The following is a 24,325-nucleotide window of genomic DNA, read 5'->3' on the forward strand; positions in this document are numbered from 1 at the left end:
GACGAATTGGCGTTGCATGTTTTGCGCTGTCGCAATAGCCAAGGTACTTGCCATCAAGTGATGACGCCGGCTCTGCCTGCGACGTGACGCTTTCAAGGATCTCCGCAAATGTCCATGCTGCCCAATTCGCAAGAGGCCCGGGATGTGGCCTATCAGCTCCATCCCTACACCAACGCGCGCACGCATCAGCAGGCCGGTCCCCTCGTGATCGAGCGCGGCGAGGGGCCTTATGTCTTCGACGCGACGGGCAAGCGCTATTTCGAAGCGATGGCCGGCCTGTGGAGCGTCGGGCTCGGCTTCAACGAGAAGCGGCTGGTCGAGGCGGCGCACAAGCAGATGCAGGCGCTGCCGTTCTACCACACCTTCTCCGCGAAGTCGCACGGGCCCTCGATCGACCTCGCCGAGAAGCTGGTCGCGCTCGCGCCGGTGCCGATGAGCAAGGTGTTCTTCACCAATTCCGGCTCGGAGGCGAACGACACGGTCTTGAAGCTGATCGCCTACCGCTCCAACGCGCTCGGCCAGCCCCAGCGAAAGAAGGTGATCAGCCGCCTGCGCGCCTATCACGGCGTCACCATCGCCTCCGCGAGCCTCACCGGCCTTCCGAACAACCACCGCTCGTTCGATCTGCCGCTGCCGAACATCCTGCACACGGGCTCGCCGCATTTCTACAAGGACGGCGCCCCCGGCGAGAGCGAGGAAGATTTCGCGACGCGCCGCGCCGAGGAGCTCGATGCGCTGATCCAGAAGGAGGGGCCTGACACGATCGCCGCCTTCTTCGGTGAGCCGGTGATGGGGGCGGGCGGTGTCATCGTGCCGCCGGCGACCTATTGGGACAAAATCCAGAAGGTGTTGAAGAAGTACGACATCCTGCTGGTCGCCGACGAGGTGATCTGCGGCTTCGGCCGCACCGGCAAGATGTTCGGCTGCGAGACCTATGGCATCAAGCCCGACGCGATCGTGGTCTCCAAGCAGATCACCTCGAGCTATTTCCCGCTGTCGGCGATCATCCTGAACGATCGCATGTTCGAGCCGATCGCGGACGAGAGCAACAAGATCGGCGTGCTCGGCCACGGTTTCACCGCGGGCGGCCATCCGGTCGGCTCGGCGATCGCGCTGGAGAACCTCAAGATCATCGAGGAGCGCGGCCTGGTCGCGCATGCCGCCGAGCTCGGCGCCTACATGCAGGGCAGGCTGCGTGAGCTTACCAGCCACCCGCTGGTCGGCGAGGTCCGCGGCGTTGGCATGATCGCAGCCCTCGAGCTCGTGCTCGACAAGGGGCGCAAGACCGCAGCGGCGACGCCGGGCGCAGTCGGCGGCATCGCCAGCCGCATGCTCCAGGAGCGCGGCGTGATCTCGCGCAACATGCTGGATGCCATCGCCATCTGCCCGCCGATGATCGTCAACAAGGCGCAGATCGACGATCTGGTCGCCGCGATCTCGGGCGTGTTGAACGACATGAAGGGGGAAGTGGCGAAGCTGACGCCGGCGTAGGGGCTCGCTCTCTCCGCGTCATTGCGGGGAGCGAAGCCACCAAGCAATCCCGACAGTCTCCGCGAAGGCAGACCGGATTGCTTCGCTCCGCTCGCAATGAAGATGTGGAAGCAGCGAGGCTGATCGCTAGATAGAGCGTGATGAGATGAGGCTTGATCGCTGCAACGACGGAGGTGCACTCCCGCTCGCGGGAGAGGGTCGGGGAGAGGGTATTTCCGCAATGGGACAATCCCCAAGAGGAGAAAGCCCTCACCCGGCGCTTCGCGCCGACCTCTCCCGCAAGCGGGAGAGGTGAAGGAGCCGCGGCAATCGATTCAAACTAAAGCCATTCCGCTTTAAGCCCGCTGCACCCCGATCACGCGGCCTTTCTCGATCGCCAGTGCAAGCTCGCCGCGCTTCAGTTTCAGGGCGGCGTCGCCGAACAGCTCGCGGCGCCAGCCGCGCAAGGCCGGTACATCCGCCTCGTCGTCCGCCGCGATCTCCTCGAGATCGTCGACGGTCGCGATGACCTTGCTTGCGACCGCGTGGCGCTCGGCGGTCATCCGCAGCAGCACCTTCAGCAGCTCGACGATGGCCGCGCCGTTGGAGTTGTTGCGCGGTTTCTCCAGCTTGGGCAGCTTCGAGAAATCCCGCGCCAGCCCGCGCTCGACAGCGGCGATGATGTCCGCGCCCCATTTCGATTTCTCGAATCCCTTCGGCACCGAGCGCAGATGCGCGAGCTTCTCCAGCGTGGTCGGCGCGTGGGTCGCGATGTCGGTGATCGCCTCGTCGCGCAGCACGCGGCCGCGCGGCACGTCGCGGCTCTGCGCCTCCTGCTCGCGCCAGGCCGCGACCTCCATCAGCACCGCGAGGTCCTTGGGCTTGCGCACCCGCGTCTTCAGCCGCTCCCAGGCGCGCTCGGGATGGAAGTCGTAGGTTCTGGGCGAGGTCAGGACTTCCATCTCGATGGAGACCCACTCGCTGCGGCGGCGCTTCTTCAGGTCGGCGTCGAGCGCGGCGAACACGTCGCGCAGATGGGTGACGTCGGACACCGCGTAATGCATCTGCTCCTTGGTCAGCGGCCGCCGCGACCAGTCGGTGAAGCGGTGGGTCTTGTCCGGACGGTGGCCGGTCACCTTCTCGACCAGCGCGTCGTAGGCGATGCTGTCGCCGTAGCCGAGCACCATCGCGGCAACCTGGGTGTCGAACACCGGATGCGGGATGATATTGGCCTGGTGCCAGATGATCTCGATGTCCTGGCGAGCGGCGTGAAACACCTTCAGCACGCCCTCGTTGGCCATGAGCTCGAAGAACGGCTTGAGGTCGATGCCTCCGGCCAAGGTGTCGATGACAACGGCCTCCTCCGCGCTGGCCATCTGCACCACGCACAGCAGCGGGTAATAGGTGGTCTCGCGGAGGAACTCGGTATCGACGGTGATGACGGGGTGCTTGGCCAGCCGGCTGCAGGCAGCCGCGAGGTCAGCGGTGGTGGTAATCAAATCCATGAACGGCCCATGACACTTGACACCAGCCGTTCTGCCGAAAGTGCTGTGATGTCAAGGGGCTCTGAGCGAATTCGAGCCTTGCTTTTGGGCCGGAGGCACCTTTTACCGACGATAATCCTATTCGTACCGGACCCGCTGCGAGGATTTTCGCGCGCAGGGCAGCGCCACCACGAGGACGCACATGGCGACCAGAGCCAGTCCCAGGAACTCGATAACCAACAGATCCACGGCGAAATCTCCAGAAACATTGATAGATTTGTCGGGGGTACGTTGAGGGTCTGTTAATTCTCGTGGTTACCGGCGGCGTGGGCAGCCGGATGGTGGACGGGGAGTTAATTGGCGGCAAGACCACTGTCACGTCATCAGCTTCGGCAGGACGGCGGCCAGGGTGTCCACGGCGCTGCGGACCTTTGGCGGCAGCCGGGGCGAACGGGGCCACAGCGCGTGGCAGTCGTAGAGGAATTCAGGCTGGCCGCCGAAGAGGCGGACCAGCGCACCGGTGTCGAGGCGTTCGCGAACCAGCCAGTAGGGCAGCCAGGCGAGCCCCATGCCTTGCGCGGTGGCATCGGCGATCGCCTCCAGATCGTCGAGCCTCAGCCTGCCTGCGGGCATGATCTCGCGCGGAGACTCGCCCAGCTGCGGAAACAGCCACGGCCTGACGCGCCCGGAGCGGCGATAGATGATCGCCTGATGTGCTGCGAGATCGTCGAGCGATTTTGGCTTGCCGTGCGTCCGCAAGTACGAGCGCGCGCTGCACACCACCATGCGCTGGCTTGCGATGCGCCGCGCGATCAGACCGGACTGGTCGTCGAGATCGCCGGTCCGGATCGCAAGATCGTAGCCGGCCTCGATGATGTGAGCGATCGGATCGCCGAAGGAGAGGTCGAGCTCGAGATGCGGATATTTCCGCGCCAGCTTCATCAGCAAGGGGGCGATGCAGTGCCGTCCCAGCAGGGCCGGCATGGTCACGCGCAGCCTGCCGCGCGGCTCGGATAACTCGTCGGTGACGACGGCGTCGGCGGCTTCCGCCTCGGCGAGTACCGCGCGGCAGCGCTCGTAATAGGCCTGGCCGGCCTCGGTCAGGCTCTGGCGCCGCGTGGTGCGGTTGAGGAGGCGGACACCGAGGCGCTCTTCGAGGAAGTGCACATGCTTGCCGACCATCGGCCCCGACATCTCCAGCGCGTCCGCCGCGGCCGCGAACGAGCCGAGATCGACAGCCCTGACGAAGGCGGCCATGCTGGTGAGGCGGTCCATGATTGAAAACTCCTGGTTTCGACTGTTCGCTTGGTTAAGCGATTTATCGGCTTCCGCCGGATCGGCATAGCTCCATTCAATTCAACTGTTTAGGAGTGTATCCATGGTCCGCGCCGTTCGCTTTCATCAACATGGTGGTCCCGAAGTGCTGCGCATCGAGACCGTCGATGTTCCGCCACCGGCAACCGGCGAGGTGCAGATCCGGGTCAGGGCACTCGGTCTCAACCGAGCCGAAGCCCTGTTGCGGAAGGGGACCTATATCGAGACCGCGACATTTCCGTCGAGGCTGGGTCTGGAGGCGGCAGGCGTCGTCGAAGCGGTCGGGGATGATGTGACCAGCTTCGTGCCAGGCGATGTCGTGAGCATCGTCCCGCCGCTGTCGATGGTGCGATGGCCGGCCTATGCCGAGCTTGCGACGTTTCCGGCCGAACTCGTCGTGAAGCATCCGCCGGAGCTTGGCTTCGAGGCAGCTGCTGCGGTCTGGATGCAGTATCTGACGGCCTATGGCGCGCTGGTCGACATCGCCGGACTTGGGCCAGGGGACGTCGTTGTCATCACGGCGGCATCGAGCAGCGTCGGGCTCGCGGCGATCCAGATTGCGAACCGGATCGGCGCTGTCCCAGTCGCCCTGACGCGGAGCTCGATCAAGCGGCGGCCCTTGCTCGATGCCGGCGCCGCTCACGTTGTTGCCTCGGAGGAGGAGCCTATCGGAGCGCGACTGCTGGAGATTGCCGGTTCAAAGGGCGTCCGCGTGATATTCGACGCGGTCGGTGGTCCCGCATTCGAGCCACTGACCGCGGCGATGTCGCCGGGCGGGATCCTGATCGAGTATGGCGGCTTGAGCCCCGAACCGACGCCGTTCCCGCTCTTCAACGTGCTCGGCAAGAGCCTGACACTGCGCGGCTACCTCGTGCACGAGATCATCCGCGATCCCGTGCGCCTTGCGAAGGCAAAGGCGTTCATTCTCGACGGGCTGTCGGACCGAACGTTAGTGCCGGTCGTTGCCAGGACGTTCCGGTTCGAGGAGATCGTCGAGGCGCACCGCTTTCTGGAGTCCAACGCGCAGTTCGGCAAGATCGTGGTGACGATCTGAGATCGCGTCACCCAGCGACGGATTCGGCGCTCCACACTGTGGAGCGCCGAGGTCGTATGCGCGTGCTGTCGGCGGCTTTACGGCAGCTTCAGCGAGGTCTCGGCATTGTATGGCTTGAGCGTCTCGTCGGCGGCCTTCTGGGCGGCGGCGAGGGCTTCCTTCGGCTGCTTCTTGCCGTTCAGGACCAGCATCACCTCGTCCTCGAGGTTCTTGCGGACAGGAACGGTCTTGTAGGTCGCGAACCACGGCTTGGCGACGTCGAGCTGCTCGACGGCGGTCTTGGCGTCGGGGTTCTTGTTGAGGAAGTCGACCATGTCGGGCGTCTTGTAGGCGGCCATGTTGGGCGCGAAATAGCCGGTGGCGCGGCTCCACCAGGCGCTCTTCTCGGGCGAGGTCATCCACTTGATCAGCGTCCACGCGGCCTTCTGCCTGTCGGCCTCGAGCCCTGCCGGCATGATCAGCGAGGCGCCGCCGATCGGCACGGCGTTGCGGACGTTGCGCGGGATGAAGGCGACCTTGTAGGCGAACTTGGCGTTGTCGCGCACGTAAGTCAGCGAGCCCGTCGACAGCATCATCATCGCGGCATTGCCGGAGATGAAGGAGGTGCTGACGGCAGGGCCAGGCGTCGCGCCGGGTGCGTGGACCTTGTGCTTGTAGATGAGGTCGTTCCACCAGGTGAGCGCGCCGAGCATCGAGGGCGTGTCGTAATAGACCTCGCCGCCGAACTCCTCGTTGTAGTAGCGCCCGCCATTGCTCATGGTGAGCGTTTCCATCATCCAGCCGCAATAGTCGTAGGCGCAGGGGATCGCGATGCCCCATTGGGTCACCTTGTCGCCCTCGCGCTTGGTCAGCTTCTTGGCCCAGTCGGTGAGTTCGGCCCAGGTCTGCGGCGGCTTGTTCGGATCGAGGCCGGCTTCCTTGGCCTTGTCGGCGTTGATGTAGAGCAGCGGCGTCGAATTGTGGAACGGCACGCCGTAGACCGAGCGGTTGATCACGGCGTTGCCCTGCAGCGCCGGGAAGAACTGGCCCAGGAACTTCTCCTTGGTGGTGCCGTCCGCAGCGATCAGGCTGTCGAGATTGGTGAGCTCGTTCTCGATCTGCATGTCGAGCAGGAAGTTCGCCGACATGATCACGGCAGCCGGCGGCTTGCCGGCCTTGATCGCGGCGCGCGTCTTGATCAGCGTATCGTCATAGGATCCGGTGTAGACGGCGGTCGCCTTGACGCCGGGATGGGTCTCGTTGAACTCCTTGATCAAGGTGCCCATGTCGCGGGCGAGCTTGCCGTCGACCGGAACGGGGAAGAACAGATCGATCTCGGTCGGGCCTTCGGCCATCGCCGGGAACGCGAGGGCGCCAGCCAAGGTGCCGGCCATGGCGAGGCCGAGCATGAGCCTGCGGGAGAACAGCATCGGAAAATCTCCTATTTGATGCCTGAGGTGACGAAAGAGCTGATGAAGCGTTTCTGGAAGATCAGGAAGGTGACGAGCAGCGGCGCGATCACCATCAGCGTGCCCGCGGCGATGGTGCCCCAGGCCTGCGTGCCTTCGGCGGTCTTGGTGAACACCGAGAGGCCGACCGTGAGCGGCCGCTTGTCGGGCGAATTGATCACCATCAGCGGCCACAGGAAGTCGTTCCAGTGGCTGGTCACGGAGATGATGGCGAAAGCCGAGAAGCTCGGCATCGACAGCGGCACGTAGATGTGGCGGATGCGCTGGAACAGGCTGGCGCCGTCGATCAGGGCGGCGTCTTCCAGCTCGGTCGGGATCGCCTCGAACGCCTGGCGCATCAGGAAGGTGCCGAAGGCCGAGGCGAAGAACGGCATCATCACGCCGGCGAGCGTGTCGTAGAGGCCGAGCTGCGCCACGAGCTTCAGGTTCGGCACGATCAGCAGCACCGGCACCAGCATCAGCTGCATCAGGAACAGGTAGAAGATCAGCGTCTTGCCGGCGAAGTTCAGGCGGGCGAAGGCAAAGCCTGCCAGCGTGATCGTGACGAACTGCACCAGCAGGATGCCGGTGCAGATGATCGTGGTGTTGAGGGTGTAGCGCGGGAAATCGCCGATCTCCCAGGCATCCCTGACATTGTCGAGCGTCGGCTTCAGGCTCGGCATCAGCTCGGCCATGGCGTTGATGCCGTCCGAGGCCGGGCGCAGCGTCGCCACGACCATCCACAGGAACGGGATGAGCCAGACGATCGCAAGCAGCACCGTCAGCGCGAAGCCGAGCTTCGGCGTGATCTCGCCCCGGGTGGCGAGCGGGGCGTCCCTGAACAGGCGGTCGAGCAGCTTCATGACCCGCCCTCGCGGTTCGCCATGGTCCGGAAGGAGAGCACGGTGAGGCCCATCAGCGCGGCGAGCGTCAGCAGCGTCGCCGCCGAGGCCTTGCCGATGTCGTAATGCTCCACCGCCTGCTGGTAGATGTAGAACAGCACCAGATTGGTCGAACTGGACGGCCCGCCCTGGGTCATGACGAAGACGTGGTCGACCTGCGTCACCGCGTTGAGGATTGCGATGACGGTGACGAACAGGAAGGTGGGCTTGAGCTCCGGCAGGATGATGTGGCGCAGGCGCTGATATGGGCCGGCGCCGTCGAGATGCGCGGCTTCCATCACGTCCACGGGCACGGCCTGGAGGCCGGCGAGGAAGAACAGCATGTAGTAGCCGGCGTTCTTCCAGATCGTGATGACCATGATCGCATAGAGCGCGATGTCGGGGTCGCCGAGCCAGTTCGGCAGCACCGGAAGCAGCCGGCCGATGTAGTAGTCGAGCAGGCCGACATTGGGCAGGAAGATGAACAGGAACAGCGCCGACGCCGCGACCATCGGGATCAGCACCGGTAGGAACAGCGCGGCGCGCAGCGCGCTGTTCACGGCATGGGTGCGCGCAAGCGCCAGCGCGAACAACAGCGCAAGCGCGATGCTCGGCACAGCCGTGCCCACGGCGTAGATCAGGTTGTTGACGACGGCACCGGTAAAGGCAGGATCGGCCAGCACCGCCGCGATATTGTCGAGACCGGCGAAGCGCAGCGGCGCCTTCGGTGTGGCGCGCTGATAGAGCGCATCGATGAGCACGCGGCCCATCGCGCCATATGTGAACAGCGCGAGGAAGACCAGCGAGGGCAGCAGCAGCAGATAGGCCGGCAGCGAGGCTTTGACGCGGGCGGTGAGGCGCTTCAGCACGTCGAGGCGTGGCGCCGCCGAGGTCGCGACCGGGAGAGCCGCGGGTTCGGCGAGGCTCATCTCACCGCGCCGGGAAATTGAGCGCATAGTCGCGGCCGTCCATTCCCGCGGGCGGGGCGAACGGGAAGCGCAGATTCTCGTCGAGGAAGTCATGGCTGTGCACGACGAGGCTCTCGTCGTCGATCAGCACGACGCCGTAGGCCGGCGGCTCGTGGCTGGCGAGGTGCGGCGCGCTCTGGTCGAGCTCGAACCAGACCTGATGGTTGGTGCCGCGCAGGGTCGAGAACGGGATCTTGCCCCAGCTGCCGAAGATCGGCCGGTGCACATGGCCGAAGAAGAGATGGCGGATGCGCGCGCGATAAGGCGCGATCACCTCGGCGAATTCCGCGCTCTGCTTCAGCCCGATCTCGTCCATCGCGTGCACGCCGACCGGGAAGGGCGGATGGTGCATGAACACGACGAGCGGCATGTCCGCGGGCGCAGCCGCGAGCGTGCTCGCCAGCCAGCCGAGGCGCTTGGCGCACATCTCGCCGGCATGGCTGGTCTCGTCCAGCGTATCCAGAAACACGAACAGGCCGTGCTCGGTGGTGCGCGTGCCCTGCACGAAGCCGTTGGCATCGCGCGGCGCGGCCTTCAGCGCATCGAGGCAGGTGACACGGCGGTCGTGATTGCCGACCATGGCGATGTAGGGAATCTTCAGTGCAGCCATCGCCTCGGCGAAATTGGCGTAGGATTCCGGCTCGCCCCAATGGGTGAGATCGCCTGTCACCACTGCAAAGGCGGCATCGGACTGATGCTGGTTGATGTCGGCGATGGCGGCGTCCAGCCGGGCGCGCGGGTCGAGGCCGTAGAGCTTCAGCCCGGGATTCGCGAGATGCGTGTCGGTGATGTGGATGAATTTGAAGGGCATGGCGCGCTGTCGGGACGGTTGGAGGATGGACGTCTCCGGCAAGACGACCCTGACAGGCGGTTAGAGCGCGTGTGTTTCAGTTTGATGACAGTGGTTCCGCGGGACGCGACGTGTCCACAATGCCCGCGGACAGAAATGGACCAGCGCAAGGCGCAATCCCTGCCGTGGATCAATTCAAGATGGTGGTGCGCGGTTGAAGCTTGCCTCACGTCCCGCAGAACGTCTGCAGCACCCGCTGATCCGGCAGCGGCGGATCGGCGTAGGCGGCGTAGTCCGGCTGGTCCTCGAACGGCCTCGCCAGCACCTTCACCAATTCCTCGAACGGCGCGTAATCGTCATCGTTCACCGCGGCCTGGATCACGGCCTCGACGCGGTGGTTGCGCGGGATGAACATCGGATTGACGGCGTGCATGGCCGCTTGCCGCTCCGCCGCTGTCTGCGGTTCGAGCACGAGACGCGCGCGCCAGCGTCCGGCCCACTCGTCGAACGCGCCGGGCTCCATGAACTGCGCGCGCACGTCGGCGGCGTCATCACCGGCGGCGTCACAGAGCTTGCGGAAGGTGAGCGTGAAGTCGGCCTGGTTCTTCGCCATCGCATCCAGCAGGTCCTGGATCAGCGCCTCGTCGCCGTCGCGCTCGGTGAAGAGGCCGACCTTCCCGCGCAGGCCGGCCTGATAGGCCGCGCTGAACGTGTCGGAGAAAGCGCCGAGAATGTCCTGGGCTTCGGCGACCGCCTTCTCCTGCTCGTCGGAGAACAGCGGCAGCAGGCATTCGGCGAGGCGCGTCAAATTCCACAGCGCGATGCGCGGCTGGTTGGCATAGGCGTAGCGGCCCATCTCGTCGATCGAGGAGAAGACCTGCGCGGGATTGTAGGCGTCCATGAAAGCGCAGGGGCCGTAATCGATGGTCTCGCCGGAGATGGACGTGTTGTCGGTGTTCATCACGCCGTGGATGAAGCCGACGAGGAGCCAGCGCGCGATGAGATTGGCCTGACGTTCAACGACGGCCGCGAGCAGGGCGTGGTAAGGGCGCTCGGCTTGCAGCAGGTCCGGATAGTGGCGGGTGATGACATGGTCGGCGAGCCGGCGGATCGCCTCGGTGTCGCGGCGGACGGCGAAGAACTGGAAGGTGCCGACGCGGATATGGCTGGAGGCGACGCGGGTCAGCACCGCGCCGGGCAGCGCGGTCTCGCGGATGACGTGCTCGCCCGTGACGACCGCGGCGAGCGAGCGCGTGGTCGGGATGCCCAGCGCGTGCATCGCTTCGCTGACGATGTACTCGCGCAAGACCGGACCCAGCGCGGCGCGGCCGTCGCCGCGGCGGGAGAACGGGGTGGGGCCCGAGCCCTTGAGCTGGATGTCGCGGCGGACGCCGTCCTTGTCGATGACCTCGCCGAGCAGGATGGCGCGGCCGTCGCCGAGCTGGGGGACGAACTGCCCGAACTGGTGGCCGGCATAGGCCATGGCAATGGGATCGGCGCCGGCGGGAACCGTCTTGCCGGCCAGGATCTCGGCACCCTCAGGGGTCTCCAGCAGGTCCGGATCGAGCCCGAGCTGGATTGCCAGCGGCCGGTTCAGCTTGATCAGCCGGGGGGCGGCGACCGGGGTCGGCGCGACGCGGGCGAAGAAGCTGTCCGGCAGCGCCGAATAGGAGTTCTGGAAGGGGAAATGCACCGTCATGGGCTCAAGATAGGGCTGGAACGCCCGATGGCAAAGGCTCGGCCCGTGAAAATGGGCACTTCTAGCCCAAAACAGGGCGTTCCCTTGGTTGCCGCCTTGATCCTAGCGAGGTAAACCCTGCCGCAAATTCGGACCGGCCGTGACAGGCCGTTCGATTCGCATCCTCCGACATTGATTTTGGGACGACCATGCATCGCTACCGGTCACATACATGCGGCGCTCTCCGCGACAGCAACATCGGCGAGACGGTCCGCCTGTCAGGCTGGGTCCATCGCGTTCGCGACCATGGCGGCGTGCTGTTCATCGACCTGCGCGACCACTACGGCCTGACCCAGTGCGTGGTCGATCCGGACTCGCCGGCGTTCTCGCTGGCCGAAAAGCTGCGCTCGGAATTCGTGGTCAAGATGGACGGCAAGGCGCGCCGCCGCCCCGAGGGCACCGACAATGACGATCTGCCGACCGGCAAGGTCGAGGTCTATGTCAGCGAGATCGAGGTGCTGGGCCCGGCCGGCGATCTGCCCCTGCCGGTGTTCGGCGACCAGGAATATCCCGAAGACATCCGTCTGAAATACCGCTTCCTCGATCTGCGCCGCGAAAAGCTGCACCAGAACATCATGACGCGCGTCGAAATCATCAAGTCGATGCGCAGGCGCATGGAGGGGCAGGGCTTCTTCGAGTTCAACACCCCGATCCTGACCGCGTCCTCGCCGGAAGGCGCGCGCGACTTCCTGGTGCCGTCGCGCATCCATCCCGGCAAGTTCTACGCGCTGCCGCAGGCGCCGCAGCAGTACAAGCAACTGCTGATGATGTCGGGCTTCGACCGCTATTTCCAGATCGCGCCCTGCTTCCGCGACGAGGACCCGCGCGCCGACCGCCTGCCGGGCGAGTTCTACCAGCTCGACGTCGAGATGAGCTTCGTGACGCAGGAGGACGTCTTCGCCGCGATGGAGCCCGTCATCACCGGCGTGTTCGAGGAATTTGCGAAGGGCAAGCCGGTCACCAAGGGCTGGCGCCGGATTCCGTTCGCCGAGGCGCTGCGCAAATACGGCAGCGACAAGCCGGACCTGCGCAACCCCATCGAGATGCAGGACGTCTCCGAGCACTTCCGCGGCTCCGGCTTCAAGGTGTTCGCGCGCATGCTCGAGGGTCCCAAGAACCAGGTCTGGGCGATCCCGGCACCGGGCGGCGGCAGCCGCGCGTTCTGCGACCGCATGAACTCGTGGGCGCAGGGCGAAGGCCAGCCCGGCCTCGGCTACATCATGTGGCGCGAGGGCGGCGAGGGCGCAGGCCCGCTCGCGAACAACATCGGGCCCGAGCGCACCGCCGCGATCCGCGCACAGCTCGGCCTCAAGGAAGGCGATGCCGCCTTCTTCGTCGCCGGCGATCCCGACAAGTTCTGGAAGTTTTCGGGCCTTGCCCGCAATAAGGTCGGCGAGGAGTTGAACCTCACCGACAAGGAGCGGTTCGAGCTCGCCTGGATCGTGGACTTCCCGATGTACGAGTACAACGAGGACGACAAGAAGGTCGACTTCTCGCACAACCCGTTCTCGATGCCGCAGGGCGGTCTCGACGCGCTGAAGTCGCAGGATCCGCTGACCATCAAGGCGTTCCAGTACGACATCACCTGCAACGGCTACGAGATCGCCTCCGGCGGCATCCGGAACCACGTGCCGGAAGCGATGGTGAAGGCGTTCGAGATCGCAGGTTACGGCGAGCAGGAAGTGGTCGACCGCTTCGGCGGCATGTACCGTGCCTTCCAGTACGGCGCGCCGCCGCATGGCGGCATGGCCGCGGGTGTCGACCGCATCGTGATGCTGCTGTGCGGCACCACGAATCTGCGCGAGATCTCGCTGTTCCCAATGAACCAGCAGGCCATGGACCTCCTGATGGGCGCGCCCTCGGAAGCCACCACCAAGCAGCTCCGCGAGCTGCACATCCGGGTGAACCTGCCGCAGAAGTGAGTGAGGCAACGCCTCTCCTCATGCACGGAGAGGCGCGCTCTCTCCTCCGCGTCATTGCGAGCGCAGCGAAGCAATCCAGAATCTTTCCGCGGAACGAGTCTGGATTGCTTCGTCGTAAGAGCTCCTCGCAATGACGCGGAGCAGAGAGCCGCCTGTCTCTTCCTACAGCCCCGTCGACGCCTCGATCTTGAACTGCGCCAGCGCGATGATCGGTTCGTTGTCGAGGACATCGATCAGCTGAAGCAGCGGCAGCTTGCCGAACGGAGTCAGCTTGATGGTGAGCGTTTGCCCTGAGGTCGCGACGAAGCCGGCGAGCGCATCGACCGCGACCTTGGCATCGAGATTGGAGGCGGCGATCTTCTCGCCCTGCGCCCGGATCGTCGCGACGATGGCGCTACGCGCGGTGTCACGGCTGACATTCTGCATGCGCGCGAACTGAGCCACGACCAGATCGACCACGCCGCGGTCGCGCAAGGACAGCTCGATCGCGCCGGTCTCGACCTGCGTCAACTGATCCATGGCCTCCGACCGGTCCGTCGTGGTGAAGAGGTCGCGCGGCACGTTGGCAAGCGCAAAACTGACCTGCGCTTTGGCGAGGTTGCCGAGATCGAGCGTGGCGGGCGCCAGCGCGAAGGCGCTAGAGGATTCCGTCCAGGCCGCGCCGAGATCGAGGTCGATCGCGAGCTTGTCCACGCCTGCCACGATCAGCGGCTGCAGCGCCGGATTGGCGGGATCGGTCGGTGTGACCATCTTCACGACCAGATTGGCCTTGCTCGGGATCGATCCCACCAGCTGGCCCCAGTTCAGGCTGATCGTGTCGACGGTGATGGGCTGCCGCGCGGTGTTGTGGGGCGCAACCACGCCCTTGACCTCGGCGCCTTCGAACACCCGGAACAGGCCCAGCATCTGGTCGGGCGAGGGCGGCTGCCCGGGATTGCTGAGACCGGAGGCCCAGTGCATGAAGTTCGGCATGCTGAAGGATTTGAGCGCGAAGCGCTCCATCTTGAACTGCCCCTGCGGCGAGGGTGCATCGACGCCCTCGATCGCGAATTCGTCCTGCCGGTAGCGGATCGCGTTGATCTTCCCTGTTCCCTGCGGTGTGCCAATCGAAGTCTTGCCGATCTCGGCCTTGCCGATGCGAATACCCTCGTAGAATCCGGCGACCTTCTCCATCAGCTCGCGCGTTTGCGCCTGCGTTGGCGGGGCCGACTTGTCCTGCGGCAGCATGGCAAACATCTCGAACAAATGGAGCTTCGACGGCTGCACGTCGATGTCTTCCATGGCGAAGCCGTCGACATCCATACGCAGGCCCCGCGCGGACTTGAGCACATAAGGGCCGCTCGAGATTTGCCGGTAGACTCGGCGGTAGCTGTCGTCACCGCTCGTCTGCGGATCGAGTGCGGCGAGGATCGGGGTCGAGTCGAAATCATTGACGATGATGCCGGAAATCTCGCCAGTCAGCTTGTCCGCCTTGCCCGGCTGCGTCACGTTGATCGTGAAGGTGGCGCGGTCCGTCTTCATTGCATCGACCTTGCCGCGGCCGAGGTTTTGCAGCGCGAGGCCGGAATAGACGACTTCACCGCTGCCGACGCTGCTGCCGGCGTCGAAGCTGGTGTTGATGGACGGCATCGTCACGGACGTGGCCGTCACGCTCGCGAACTGGTCGAGCACGAACCGGTACATGTCGCTCAAGGAGCTCGATGCCGGCACGCTTTGAACGCGGAGGGGACCCGCATAGTCGCGCAGCGTCACCTGCGGGATCTTGTAGGCCACTTTCAGCTTGCCGGGTCCGACTTCGTCCAACCCAATCTCGACGCCCGAGATGTCGATGCCGTCAGCAGCGAAGCGCGTCTCGCCGGTCTGGCGGACGCCGGTGCTCCTGAAGGCGCCGATCTTGACGTGCCCTTGCGACGGGTTGCCGGGCACGACGACGATGTCCTCGATCGTCAGCGTCCGGGTCGCGAGCTCGAACGTGATCTTGCCGTGGCTGGCCTTGCCGCCGCCCGAGCGCATCTGCTCGAAGGCTGCCTCGACCTCGCTGGTGGCCCGGTGCTGGACGTAGAGATTGAAGCCGAGCCATCCGCCGGCGCCGAGCACGGCTGCCACGATCAGGCCGATCAGGATTCGCTTCATTCCCAGCTCCAGTTGCTCGTTCTGCACCGCGCAACCTGCCATATTCGGCAAACGCCGCGCGGTCCAGGGAAAGCTATGGTTTTCAGACAGTTGACTGCGCGCCCTGTTGATGGGGGCGCAATCGGATGTTGCCACCGGGGCACCCGGCGTGCTTCATCCCGTTTCCATGACCCGGAAATACCGTTTCGCTTGGGCGGCAGCTCCGGATCATGCATTTTGATGCCGGTAACGTGAGGCGAGACTCCGCATGTCGTCCTATTCTGATGATCTCCACCAGGCGGCGCTGGCCTATCATCGTCTGCCGCGCCCCGGAAAGCTCGAGATCCAGGCAAGCAAGCCGCTTGCCAACCAGCGCGACCTCGCGCTGGCCTATTCGCCGGGCGTGGCCGCCGCCTGCACCGAGATCGCCAAGAACCCGGCCGAGGCGGCCACGCTCACCACCCGCGCCAACCTGGTCGCGGTGGTCTCCAACGGCACCGCGGTGCTCGGCCTCGGCAATATCGGCCCGCTGGCCTCCAAGCCGGTGATGGAGGGCAAGGCGGTCCTGTTCAAGAAATTCGCCGGCATCGACGTGTTCGACATCGAGATCGCCGCCGACACCATCGACCGTGTGGTCGAGACGGTGGCGGCGCTTGAGCCGACCTTCGGCGGCATCAATCTGGAAGACATCCGCGGACCGGAATGCTTCGAGATCGAGGCGCGCTTGAAGGAGCGCATGAAGATCCCGGTCTTCCATGACGACCAGCACGGCACCGCCATCATCGTCGCCGCGGCGATCACCAACGGCCTCAGGCTGAACGGCAAGAAGCTGTCGGAGGTCAAGATCGTGGCCTCGGGGGCAGGGGCCGCCGCGCTCGCCACGCTGAACCTGCTCGTCTCGATGGGCGCGCAGCGGAAGAACATCTGGGTCTGCGACATCGACGGTCTCGTGCATGAGGGGCGCAATACCTCGATGGACCGCTGGAAGGCGGTCTATGCGCAGAAGACCGACAAGCGCACGCTCGCCGACGTCATCGGCGGCGCCGATATCTTCATCGGGCTCTCGGCACCCGGCGTGCTCAAGCCCGAGATGGCCAAGGCGATGGGCGACAAGCCCTTGATCATGGCCCTTGCCAATCCCGTACCGGAGATCATGCCGGAAGAGGCGCGAAAGGCGCGCCCCGACGCGATGATCTGCACCGGCCGCTCCGACTACCCGAACCAGGTCAACAACGTTCTCTGCTTTCCCTTCATCTTCCGCGGCGCGCTCGACGTCGGCGCCACCGCGATCAACGAGGAGATGAAGCACGCCGCCGTCGAGGCCATCGCGCAGCTCGCGCGCGAGGCGCCGTCGGATGCCGTCGCGCAGGGCTTCGACACCGGGGAGACGCAAGGCTTCGGCCCGGGCTCGCTGATCCCGAGCCCCTTTGATCCCAGGTTGATTTTGCGCATCGCGCCGGCAGTGGCCAAGGCGGCGATGGAATCGGGTGTCGCGACGCGGCCCATCACCAATTTCGACGAATACACCGCGCTGCTCGAGCGCTTCGCCTTCCGCTCCGGCCTGGTCATGAAGCCGATGTTCGCCAAGGCCAAGACCCAGCCGGTGCGCGTGATCTATGCCGAAGGCGAGGACGAGCGCGTGCTGCGCGCGACACAAGTCGTGCTGGAGGAGAACCTGGCCCGGCCGATCCTGGTCGGCCGTCCTTCGGTCGTGGAGGCGCGCATCAAGCGCTTCGGGCTCTCGATCCGCGCCGGCAAGGACTTCGACCTCGTCAATCCCGAGGACGATCCGCGCTACCGCTCCTATGTGCAGTCCTATGTCGAGGTTGCCGGCCGCCGCGGCGTCACGCCGGATGCAGCCCGCACGGTGGTGCGCACCAACAACACCGTGATCGCCGCGCTCGCGGTGACGCGTGGGGAGGCGGATGCCATGCTTTGCGGCGTCGAGGGCCGCTACATGAGCCATCTGCGCCACGTCCGCGAGATCATCGGCTTCTCGCCGGGGATCAGCGACTACGCGGCGCTCGCGCTGCTGATCACCAGCAAGGGCGCCTTCTTCATCGCCGACACGCAGGTTCGGCCCAACCCGAGCGCGGAAGAGCTCGCGGAGATCGCATCGCTCGCCGCGGTCCACGTGCAGCGCTTCAACATCAAGCCGAAGATCGCCTTCGTCTCGCACTCGGATTTCGGCAGCTACGACACCGAGTCCTCGCGCAAGATGCGGCGGGCGACCCAGCTGTTGAAGGAGAAGCATCCGGAGATCGAGGCCGACGGCGAGATGCAGGGCGATACCGCACTCTCCGCCGCTGCGCGAAAGATGGTGCTGCCGCACTCCAAGCTGGAGGGCGAGGCCAACATCCTGATCATGCCGACCCTCGACACCGCCAACGTCGCCTATCAGATGATCAAGTCGCTGGCGGACGCGCTGCCCGTCGGCCCGATCCTGGTCGGCCCGGCACGCCCGGCACATATCCTGACGCCGTCGGTGACCGCGCGCGGCATCCTCAACATGACGGCTGTTGCAGTCGTCGAAGCGCAGGAGCGCGCCGCCCGGCAGCAGCCGACGTTGTTCACGTAGTTGCTTCGTACCCCCTCAAGATATTTAGGGAGCGCTCGCTCGGCAAACTCGTCATGCCCGGGCTTGTCCCGGGCATCCACGTTCTTCGTCCCGCGAGGCAAGCCGTGGATGGCCGGGTCAAGCCCGGCCATGACGCCGAGAGCGTTTTGGCCGATCACACTGCTCTCGGTTCGATTCCGCTAAAGCATGATCCGGAAAAGTGCGTAGCAGTTTTCCGAAAAGATCATGCTTAAACAACAACCTAAAGCGCGATGACGATTCATCCTAATCGCATCGCGCTTTAGGGAGCGCGAACCGAACGGAGCGCCGCTCCCTTTTGAATTCCTCGCAGCTCTCCATTTCCGCGTTTGAAAACCGCGAACGGACTCTTCATAATCCCCTCAAGCGTTCCGTGCTGTAGCGCTTTGCCAAGAGGCCGATCATGCCAGCGTTCGTGACTTTCGGGCGAATCCTGTTCGCCGTTCTGTTCATCTACACGGGCGCGACCAAGCTCTTTGCCATCCAGGCGACCGCGGACTTCATCGCCACCAAGCTCGTAGTGCCTGATATCATCGCGCCTTACGCCACGCAGGTCGAGACGGCGACGGCCATGACCACGCCGCAGCTGCTGGCGATCGCGGTCGGCGGACTCGAGGTCATCGCAGGGCTGATGATCGCGCTGAATCTTGGCGCGCGCTTCTTCGCGCTGCTGCTGATCATCTACGTCGCCGTCGCGACCGTCCTGTTCTACGATTTCTGGAACCAGACCCCGCCGGACAACGCCAAGATGCTGGTCGACGCGCTCAAGAACCTGTCGATCATCGGCGCGCTCTGCATGATCATCGGCTACGGCCGCACCACGCGTCCGGCCGAGGCGGCCTACGGCGACGTGTAGCGATCAATGCGTCCTTGGGGGCGCGATCTCGCGCATCCAGCGGGAAATCGTTGCGCTGCCCGTTGCATCGGTGCCGTGCTGCAGGCCGAGCAATGCGGCCTCGCGCGCTGCGCGGGGCGTAATGCCGTAGGCTGCCTTGAACGAGCGCGTGAAATGCGCGTCGGTGCCGAGCTGCCAGCGCCGCGCGACCTCGCTGATGCGCGGACCACGCGAGCCCGAATTGGCGAGATCGAAGAACGCGCGGTGCAGCCGACGGCTGCGAATGTAGTCCGCGATGCCGCCGACGGGCGCGAACAACCGGTACAGTGAGGCCCGGGACAGGCCGAAATGGGCCGCGATCGAATTGGCCGACAGATCCTCGCTGGCAAGGCCAGCCTCGATATATTGCCGAATCCGCATCAAGGACGGGCTCGCAGCGACGGTATGGTCGGCGTCAGCGTCGCCACGTTCGAGCTCGTTGCGCAGGCACGCGGCCAGCAGCGAGACCGTGCCCTCGACCACCGATTGGCATTCGTCGAGCGTCATGCGGGGAGCAAATTCGACCAGAGCGGTGAGATGTCCCGCCAGCAGTCTTGCGATCACGCTGCTGCCCGGCAGGACCAGGCCGTGCAGGTCGTCGACTCGCAAGAGATGGGTGCCGAACATCGGGCGCGGCACGACCAGCGTGATATTCTCGAAAGCCGTCGCCTTGGTCTCCAGGGTCTGGGCGAGGTCGAACAGGCAGATGTCGCCGGCACGCACACGGATCGGCCGGGTGCCCGCGACGCCGTCATAGCCACCCTTCAGATAGAGCTGGAGAATGATGTGGTCGACGCCGCTGCGCGCAATCGTTTCGGGGGTGCGGCGGAAACGCTGGCCGCTGGCACGGCTCAGCCCGATCAGCACCGGCCCCATGGCGTAGGAGCTGATGTCGGCGCGAAACGGGCCCGGTTCGTCGGCGGCGAGCTCGTCGACGTCGAACAGCGTGGCGACAGATTCTCGCCAGGCGGCGACGTTCGCATCTGCCTCCATCCGATCGGCAGTGAAGCCGAATGCCGGTAGCAGGGACGAAATCGCGGCTGCATCATCAGTCAGTCCGGAGGCGTCTGTCGGACCTGTCGTCGTGCAGTCGTCGTTCATGGTGTCCGTGGTCGCGTCTCGATCATCGTTGAGGCCGGAGCCGGCCAGCCGGGCCAGTCATCGCAAGGATATCCGGAGGCCGCGGAGGGCGTCGGCGGGAGACCCGAGCCCCGGCGTATATGGTGATCATTCCGCAGAGGGAAAGCGGCTCGTTTGTATACCAATGATGCCGTCTCGGGGCAGGCAGCACCCAATTGGCGTCTTCCGCCACGATCCAGGCCGTCCAGTCTTGCGCTTTTGTCTCAGTCTATTGATCCGGTGTTTCTCAGTCGTCAGCTCGTATTGACGCAGCACCACGGACGTCGGCTATAGCGCCATCACCGCCGTCGGGGCCGATTATCGGGTCTCGGCCAATATGCTAGCTGGCTTTGCGCTGGCCGGCGGCGGCGCCAATTTTTGCTTGATGAACCCGCGGGATACACAAAGGTGTCCTGATGCCGGTACTGTGCATGGGGTTGTTCCTCCGATTCTTGCCGGAGCCTCATCCCACCGGTGCGAGCGAAAGCCAGCCGGCCATGCCGGGAGGCTACTCCGGCCGCCACGGCGTCACGGTCACCTCATGTGCCGCGTCGAGCACGTACGGGGCGCCCGGCTTCAATCCGTGCGAAGCCAGCACCTCGTGAGGCGTCCGCGCCGGCACGCCGCCAAAACAGCCTTCGCCGCCAGGCAGCCGCACATGCGGGGCTTCCGATAGCCAGAACGCGTCGTAGCGGTCCATGAACATGTCGAATACGCCCGGACCGCCGATGATGGCGATCATGCCGGAGGCGACGTCCGCGAAGGCGCAGGCCTCATCGAAGCTTGCGTGCTGCGGATTCCACAGCGTCGCGTTCGGCATCTCCGGGTCGACGGTGAGGTCCCTGATCTTGCGGGTCAGGATCAGCCGCTTGCGCTTCGGCGAATTCGGCTGCTGCTCGTGCGAGTGCCGGCCATGCACGATCAGCGCGGCGCGATCGAGCGCCTGCTCGAAGAAGAGCTTGTCGCCTTCGAACTTCAGGCTGTCGGGCATCACGCGATCGGCGTCGGCAAGCATGCCGTCCGCCGAGACGATGACGTAGCCCTCGATACGGAAAGACAACGGCCTTCTATTCGGAAACGGTCGTCACCACGGAATTGACCGGGCGCTGGCTCACCGTCGGCAGCTTGGCGTCCTTGAGCAGCTCCTGGTCGTATTCCGGCAGTGTCGATGCCGGGAACTTGGCGCGCATCGCCACCACCTTGTAGCCGCCGGCCTTCAGCCGCTTGAGCAGCTCGGGCAGGGCTTCCGCGGTGTGCTTCTGGAAGTCGTGCATCAGGATGATGCCCTTGCCCTTGGTCTCGAGCTTCTTCATCACGGTCTCGACGACCTTCTCGGGCTTGGAGGCCTTGAAGTCGAACGAGTCGATGTCGCAGGAGAAGATCCCGACATTGCGGTTGCCGAGATAGGTGACCATCTCCGGCGGATGCTGGAGCGCCGGGAAGCGGAAGAACGGTGAGGGCGAGATGCCGCCGAGCGCCCATCTCACGGCGCTGAAGCCCTTCTCGATCTCGTCCTTGCGCTGCGCTTCTGTGAGCTTCTTGTTGTTGAGATTGGCGTGCGACCAGGTGTGGGCACCGACCGTATGGCCGGCCGCGTAGACCTGCTTCAGGATCTCCGGCTCATAGGTCGCGTGCTTGCCGATGGAGAAGAAGATGCCGGTGGTGCATTCGTCGGCGAGCGCCTTCAGCACCGCGGGCGTGTTGCGCGGCCAGGGGCCGTCGTCGAAGGTCAGCACCACCTCCTTGTCGCGCAGGAAGTCGAGCTCCTTGAAATGCTCGAAACCGAAGCCGGGACCGCCCGTGGTGTCGATCTCGACGGTGCGGGCGACGCCGAGCGCCCCCGGCGTGTTGCAGGCCGCGCGCGCCGGTTGCGGCGGCTGCTTGGGCGGAGGCGGATTGACGAACCCAGCTGGCGCGGCGCCTGTCGCGGGAGCGGCGGCCGGAGTCGTCGCGGGCGCCGACGCGACCGGCGTCGCCGCCGGTGCGGCTTGCGTCGCGGCTGCCGGCTTCGCGGCCGGTGTCTGCGACCATGCTGCGCCGGTCATCGCAACCGACATCGCGCCTGCCAAAATCAGTCCTGCCGCCACACGCATGGTGTTGTCCTCGAGATTGGCCCCGTTGTCCCGCCGCGGCTCTTCGCCTGTGGCAAAAACCGTCCTGCCCCAAACGATCCTAGCCTAGATGGTGCGGCATCGCCATTGCAACGGCTGTTTGACGCGCCCCGACACTTGTGCCCAGTCGGATGGCGCGCACCTGCGTCAGCTGTCGGCCAGCGCCCTGGCAATGGCCGTTTTGATCCGCGTGTCGGCCGGTTCGACCGCGGACGCAAAGACGTCGGCGATATAGCCGTCGCGGCCGATCAGGTATTTGTGGAAGTTCCACTTCGGAACTTCCTTCGGTCGCGCCTCGGCGGCCCATTTGTAGAATGGATGCGCTTTCGCTCCAATCACCACGGCCTTGGCCGTAACCGGGAAGGTAACACCATATTGGTGGTGCGCGGTCTCCGTGATCTCGGTTGCGCCGCCGGGCTCCTGGCCCCCGAAGTCGTTGGAGGGCACGCCGACCACGGTGAGCCCGCGGGGGCGGAATTCGTTCCAGAGCTCTTGCAGGCCGGCATATTGCGGCGTGTAGCCACAGAGCGAGGCAGTGTTCACCACCAGCAGCGGTTTGCCGGTGAACGCGGCGAGGCGGATGTCGTCGCCAGACAATGCGGGGAAGGAGAAGGCGTAGGCCGAGATCCGGCTCATGCCGCCATCGGCGAAAGCGCGTGCTGCCGGCGCGATCGCGCCTGCAACCGTTGCGACGATCATGGTCCTGCGATTCATCATGACGGCGTCCCCCGAAATGATCCGGGCCGCATGTTACCCCGGCGGCACGACCGGACTGCTCAACACCGCGTTATCGGGAGCGACGAACCCTAGTACAGGCGGACGATGAAATCGGTGCCTTCGCCGGTCTCGCCCTGGTTGATGCCTTGGTCGGAGACGATGATCGAGCCGCCGGACGTCAGCATCTCGTTGATCTTCGTCATGGTCTCGGCGGGGATCGCGATGCGGTCGAGGGCCTCGGCCGGACTGTCCGGCGTGACCACGGGCCTGGCGGCGACGGGGATCACGGCGGCGCCGCGCTGGCGGCGCACGAGGCGGCTTTCGTCCTCGCGTGCCGCGGAACGGGCGGAGACGGGCAGCGACACCACCGACCAACGCAGCGAATTGGCATCGGCCTTGTCGACTTCGGCGGTGAAGACATGCGTGCCGAGCGGCCGGTCGCTCGCGGCGATCGTGACGGGCACCTCGAACAGCGGCGCAAAATTCTGCCGCACATAGAGCTTCGAATCCTTGCGACTGATGAAGACGGCAATCTGGCCGGCCCGCCTGGGTGTTTCCGGCTTTGCGGCTGGCGCCGGGTCGGCAACGCGGGTCTCGTCCTTCTTTGCGTCGGGTGAAGCACCCATTGTCGGCGCCGTGGCCGGTGCGTTGGGCGTCTTCGCAGAGTCCACCGCCTCCGTCTTGACAGGCTCGGCTTTGACCGCCTCGGGCTTGTCGTCGTGACCTGGCTTGACTGTACCGGATGCCTCGGCCGTCTTGGCCTTGTCGGCCGGTGCGACGGCTTCCTCGCGCGCGAGCGCGCTGCCCGTGGTCACATCCGACATCACGGCATGGCCGACCGACGCGCGCAGGTCGAGCACGCTGTCGGCACTTGCAGTCTTCGCCTCCACGGGCTTGGTTTCGGCGGCACCCTTGTCGCCCTTCTCGCCGACAGTAGTCTGCCGCTCGAGGCTCGCCGTGGGCTGCGGCGGCACACGCACGGAGGCGAGCAGGGGATGGGAGAAGCTGTGCGGCGTCATCTCGCCGGGCGCGACGATGACGCGCGCGCCCATCCTGGTCCAGTTCCACATCTTCACCGCGAACGACATCGGCATGCGGATGCAGCCGTGCGAGGCCGGATAACCCGGCAACACGCCGGCGTGCATGGCGACGCCGGACCAGGTGATCCGCTGCATGTACGGCATCGGTGCACCGCTATAGATGTTGGAGCGGTGGAATTTGTGCTTCTGGATGACGCTGAACACACCCATCGGCGTCGAATGGCCCTTCATGCCGGTCGAGACCGGGGATTCCGCGAACGCGCCTTTGCTGTCGTAGACCGTCACCTTCTGCCGGTCGATCGAGACAACGATGACGAGCGGTCCTTGCGGCTTGGTGCCGGCTTCCTTCTCGGCTGTAACTTCTTTCTTGCCGACTGTGCGGCTCTTCTGCGGCTTCTGGCGCAGCGGCTCGGGACGCTGCCGGGCGTAATAGGAGCCGTCGGAATAATCCGTCCAATAGTAGAACGCTGCGTTTGCCTGGCTGGTCGTGCCGATGCCGATCGCGCCCGCCGCCGTCAAAATGGCGACCTGCCAAAGCTGCGCCGACTTGGCGGAAGAACCCGACCTGTTCACGCTGTTCATCCTCGAATCCATAATCCAAAATCAGACGTTAGTCTCACAAAGGGGATACGCGTTCACCAGCAAGGTGGTTCTGCGATCAGTTACTTTTGTCCAAGCCGTAGCAAAAAAGCCTCACGGAGCGGTAAA

The 24,325-nt window shown here is 65.1% G+C and carries 18 protein-coding genes; 5 read left to right on the top strand and 13 right to left on the bottom strand.

Annotated features, from left to right (window positions below; translation table 11 throughout):
- Positions 1 to 108: 108 nt before the first annotated feature.
- The gene (locus ACM42_RS25280) at positions 109 to 1,491 is read left to right on the top strand and encodes an aspartate aminotransferase family protein (protein ID WP_271530430.1); all 1,383 of its coding nucleotides are present in this window, start codon (positions 109 to 111) and stop codon (positions 1,489 to 1,491) included.
- 335 nt (positions 1,492 to 1,826) lie between these two features.
- Here the strand turns inward: ACM42_RS25280 and rnd are convergent, their stop codons facing one another.
- Together rnd and ACM42_RS25290 are read right to left on the bottom strand one after the other, a co-directional pair.
- A complete protein-coding gene (rnd, locus tag ACM42_RS25285) occupies positions 1,827 to 2,975 on the bottom strand; it encodes a ribonuclease D (RefSeq protein ID WP_271530431.1) in 1,149 nt (382 codons plus the stop codon).
- Positions 2,976 to 3,329: 354 nt separating this feature from the next.
- Positions 3,330 to 4,229: a LysR family transcriptional regulator gene (locus tag ACM42_RS25290; protein WP_271530432.1), complete on the bottom strand. Its 900-nt coding sequence runs from the start codon at positions 4,227 to 4,229 to the stop codon at positions 3,330 to 3,332.
- Positions 4,230 to 4,332: 103 nt separating this feature from the next.
- On the opposite strand from ACM42_RS25290, the gene ACM42_RS25295 reads away from it, so the two are divergent.
- Complete coding sequence (locus ACM42_RS25295; protein WP_271530433.1) at positions 4,333 to 5,322, top strand: zinc-dependent alcohol dehydrogenase family protein; 990 nt, start codon at positions 4,333 to 4,335, stop codon at positions 5,320 to 5,322.
- Positions 5,323 to 5,399: 77 nt separating this feature from the next.
- On the opposite strand, the gene ACM42_RS25300 is transcribed toward ACM42_RS25295, so the two are convergent.
- The 5 genes from ACM42_RS25300 to ACM42_RS25320 all read right to left on the bottom strand — a co-directional run bounded on the left by ACM42_RS25300 (position 5,400) and on the right by ACM42_RS25320 (position 11,087).
- Positions 5,400 to 6,731 carry an ABC transporter substrate-binding protein gene (locus tag ACM42_RS25300; RefSeq protein WP_271530434.1) on the bottom strand — a complete coding sequence of 444 codons (1,332 nt, stop codon included), beginning with the start codon at positions 6,729 to 6,731 and terminating at the stop codon, positions 5,400 to 5,402.
- Positions 6,732 to 6,742: 11 nt separating this feature from the next.
- Entirely contained in the window at positions 6,743 to 7,612 is an 870-nt protein-coding gene (locus tag ACM42_RS25305) for a carbohydrate ABC transporter permease (RefSeq protein WP_271530435.1), read from the bottom strand.
- Positions 7,609 to 8,559, bottom strand: a complete 951-nt coding sequence (locus ACM42_RS25310) for a carbohydrate ABC transporter permease (RefSeq protein ID WP_271530436.1) — start codon at positions 8,557 to 8,559, stop codon at positions 7,609 to 7,611. Before ACM42_RS25310 ends, ACM42_RS25305 begins: the two co-directional genes overlap by 4 nt.
- Position 8,560: 1 nt before the next feature.
- A complete protein-coding gene (locus ACM42_RS25315; protein ID WP_271530437.1) occupies positions 8,561 to 9,409 on the bottom strand; it encodes a phosphodiesterase in 849 nt (282 codons plus the stop codon).
- Positions 9,410 to 9,614: 205 nt separating this feature from the next.
- Positions 9,615 to 11,087, bottom strand: a complete 1,473-nt coding sequence (locus ACM42_RS25320) for a protein adenylyltransferase SelO (protein ID WP_271530438.1) — start codon at positions 11,085 to 11,087, stop codon at positions 9,615 to 9,617.
- A gap of 188 nt (positions 11,088 to 11,275) precedes the next feature.
- Here ACM42_RS25320 and aspS point away from each other — a divergent pair, with 188 nt between their 5' ends.
- Positions 11,276 to 13,048, top strand: coding sequence for an aspartate--tRNA ligase (gene aspS, locus ACM42_RS25325; RefSeq protein ID WP_271530439.1), 1,773 nt, complete (start codon positions 11,276 to 11,278; stop codon positions 13,046 to 13,048).
- Positions 13,049 to 13,210: 162 nt separating this feature from the next.
- Here the strand turns inward: aspS and ACM42_RS25330 are convergent, their stop codons facing one another.
- On the bottom strand, positions 13,211 to 15,181 hold the full coding sequence (locus ACM42_RS25330) for a hypothetical protein (RefSeq protein ID WP_271530440.1): 1,971 nt from the start codon (positions 15,179 to 15,181) through the stop codon (positions 13,211 to 13,213).
- A 247-nt stretch (positions 15,182 to 15,428) separates the two neighbouring features.
- Here ACM42_RS25330 and ACM42_RS25335 point away from each other — a divergent pair, with 247 nt between their 5' ends.
- Positions 15,429 to 17,738 carry an NADP-dependent malic enzyme gene (locus ACM42_RS25335; RefSeq protein WP_271530441.1) on the top strand — a complete coding sequence of 770 codons (2,310 nt, stop codon included), beginning with the start codon at positions 15,429 to 15,431 and terminating at the stop codon, positions 17,736 to 17,738.
- 421 nt (positions 17,739 to 18,159) lie between these two features.
- Positions 18,160 to 18,612, top strand: coding sequence for a DoxX family protein (locus ACM42_RS25340; RefSeq protein ID WP_271530442.1), 453 nt, complete (start codon positions 18,160 to 18,162; stop codon positions 18,610 to 18,612).
- Between the two features lie 3 nt (positions 18,613 to 18,615).
- Here ACM42_RS25340 and ACM42_RS25345 read toward each other — a convergent pair whose 3' ends face one another.
- The 5 genes from ACM42_RS25345 to ACM42_RS25365 form a co-directional block, all read right to left on the bottom strand.
- Positions 18,616 to 19,731 carry a helix-turn-helix domain-containing protein gene (locus ACM42_RS25345; protein WP_271530443.1) on the bottom strand — a complete coding sequence of 372 codons (1,116 nt, stop codon included), beginning with the start codon at positions 19,729 to 19,731 and terminating at the stop codon, positions 18,616 to 18,618.
- Positions 19,732 to 20,257: 526 nt separating this feature from the next.
- Complete coding sequence (locus ACM42_RS25350) at positions 20,258 to 20,809, bottom strand: dihydrofolate reductase (RefSeq protein WP_271530444.1); 552 nt, start codon at positions 20,807 to 20,809, stop codon at positions 20,258 to 20,260.
- 7 nt (positions 20,810 to 20,816) lie between these two features.
- Positions 20,817 to 21,842, bottom strand: coding sequence for a polysaccharide deacetylase family protein (locus ACM42_RS25355; RefSeq protein WP_271530445.1), 1,026 nt, complete (start codon positions 21,840 to 21,842; stop codon positions 20,817 to 20,819).
- Positions 21,843 to 22,007: 165 nt separating this feature from the next.
- The gene (locus tag ACM42_RS25360; protein WP_271530446.1) at positions 22,008 to 22,577 is read right to left on the bottom strand and encodes a glutathione peroxidase; all 570 of its coding nucleotides are present in this window, start codon (positions 22,575 to 22,577) and stop codon (positions 22,008 to 22,010) included.
- Between the two features lie 89 nt (positions 22,578 to 22,666).
- Complete coding sequence (locus ACM42_RS25365) at positions 22,667 to 24,199, bottom strand: L,D-transpeptidase (RefSeq protein ID WP_271530447.1); 1,533 nt, start codon at positions 24,197 to 24,199, stop codon at positions 22,667 to 22,669.
- Between the last annotated feature and the right edge of the window lie 126 nt (positions 24,200 to 24,325).

It is taken from the genome of Bradyrhizobium sp. CCBAU 25338 (assembly GCF_028128965.1).
Classification (GTDB): Bacteria; Pseudomonadota; Alphaproteobacteria; order Rhizobiales; family Xanthobacteraceae; genus Bradyrhizobium; species Bradyrhizobium liaoningense.

What these genes read in the sequence shown, in the direction of transcription:
- ACM42_RS25320 (WP_271530438.1), bottom strand. Translation starts at nt 11,087, where the DNA reads ATGACGGTGCATTTCCCCTTCCAGAACTCCTATTCGGCGCTGCCGGAC.
- ACM42_RS25340 (WP_271530442.1), top strand. Translation starts at nt 18,160, where the DNA reads ATGCCAGCGTTCGTGACTTTCGGGCGAATCCTGTTCGCCGTTCTGTTC.
- ACM42_RS25335 (WP_271530441.1), top strand. Translation starts at nt 15,429, where the DNA reads ATGTCGTCCTATTCTGATGATCTCCACCAGGCGGCGCTGGCCTATCAT.
- ACM42_RS25295 (WP_271530433.1), top strand. Translation starts at nt 4,333, where the DNA reads ATGGTCCGCGCCGTTCGCTTTCATCAACATGGTGGTCCCGAAGTGCTG.
- ACM42_RS25305 (WP_271530435.1), bottom strand. Translation starts at nt 7,612, where the DNA reads ATGAAGCTGCTCGACCGCCTGTTCAGGGACGCCCCGCTCGCCACCCGG.
- ACM42_RS25345 (WP_271530443.1), bottom strand. Translation starts at nt 19,731, where the DNA reads ATGAACGACGACTGCACGACGACAGGTCCGACAGACGCCTCCGGACTG.
- ACM42_RS25290 (WP_271530432.1), bottom strand. Translation starts at nt 4,229, where the DNA reads ATGGACCGCCTCACCAGCATGGCCGCCTTCGTCAGGGCTGTCGATCTC.
- aspS (WP_271530439.1), top strand. Translation starts at nt 11,276, where the DNA reads ATGCATCGCTACCGGTCACATACATGCGGCGCTCTCCGCGACAGCAAC.
- ACM42_RS25365 (WP_271530447.1), bottom strand. Translation starts at nt 24,199, where the DNA reads ATGAACAGCGTGAACAGGTCGGGTTCTTCCGCCAAGTCGGCGCAGCTT.
- ACM42_RS25355 (WP_271530445.1), bottom strand. Translation starts at nt 21,842, where the DNA reads ATGCGTGTGGCGGCAGGACTGATTTTGGCAGGCGCGATGTCGGTTGCG.
- rnd (WP_271530431.1), bottom strand. Translation starts at nt 2,975, where the DNA reads ATGGATTTGATTACCACCACCGCTGACCTCGCGGCTGCCTGCAGCCGG.
- ACM42_RS25315 (WP_271530437.1), bottom strand. Translation starts at nt 9,409, where the DNA reads ATGCCCTTCAAATTCATCCACATCACCGACACGCATCTCGCGAATCCC.
- ACM42_RS25360 (WP_271530446.1), bottom strand. Translation starts at nt 22,577, where the DNA reads ATGATGAATCGCAGGACCATGATCGTCGCAACGGTTGCAGGCGCGATC.
- ACM42_RS25280 (WP_271530430.1), top strand. Translation starts at nt 109, where the DNA reads ATGTCCATGCTGCCCAATTCGCAAGAGGCCCGGGATGTGGCCTATCAG.
- ACM42_RS25310 (WP_271530436.1), bottom strand. Translation starts at nt 8,559, where the DNA reads ATGAGCCTCGCCGAACCCGCGGCTCTCCCGGTCGCGACCTCGGCGGCG.
- ACM42_RS25330 (WP_271530440.1), bottom strand. Translation starts at nt 15,181, where the DNA reads ATGAAGCGAATCCTGATCGGCCTGATCGTGGCAGCCGTGCTCGGCGCC.
- ACM42_RS25300 (WP_271530434.1), bottom strand. Translation starts at nt 6,731, where the DNA reads ATGCTGTTCTCCCGCAGGCTCATGCTCGGCCTCGCCATGGCCGGCACC.